Below are 386 nucleotides of genomic sequence, written 5' to 3'. Positions count from 1 at the left end.
TGCTCATGCCGCCACCGCCTGCGTGGTGATGATGACCACGGAGGATCGGGCCGCGCGGGCTAGGGGGTCGTCGCCGTCGAGAAGGTAGTCGAGGGCGCTCGCGTCGACGGGCTCGGTGCCGCGGTGCTTGTAGCCGGTGCGCCATTCCAGGGCAACGGTAGGGGCTGTGGGTATGCTCGAGTGAGCCATGACGCTTCTCCGTCGTGGTCGTGGTCCCGGTGAGCTGCAACTCACGCGGGGCCGTTTGCGTTCATTACGACCTAGACGCGCATCCTGTGGAGGCCGGTGACCCCGTGTCGGTGTCGGGGCTGCGCACCGACAACATCGGCATGTCCTTCCACGGCTTCTACCGTCCGACCGGCGGATGACGTCCGAGACCTGCCGCC

Annotated in this window: 1 protein-coding gene; it reads right to left on the bottom strand. The window is 67.6% G+C overall.

The annotated features are described in order from the left end of the window. Positions 1 to 3: 3 nt before the first annotated feature. Complete coding sequence (locus G6027_RS17000; RefSeq protein ID WP_182638163.1) at positions 4 to 189, bottom strand: hypothetical protein; 186 nt, start codon at positions 187 to 189, stop codon at positions 4 to 6. Positions 190 to 386: the final 197 nt, after the last annotated feature.

Source organism: Dietzia sp. SLG310A2-38A2 (assembly GCF_014145095.1).
In the GTDB taxonomy this organism is placed as follows: Bacteria; Actinomycetota; Actinomycetes; order Mycobacteriales; family Mycobacteriaceae; genus Dietzia.
The sequence above is the reverse complement of the archived record's forward strand: the minus strand, read 5'-3'. Positions and strand labels throughout refer to the sequence as shown.

Bases quoted from the DNA above. Each gene is read 5' to 3' on its own strand.
- G6027_RS17000 (WP_182638163.1), bottom strand. From the start codon at position 189: ATGGCTCACTCGAGCATACCCACAGCCCCTACCGTTGCCCTGGAATGG.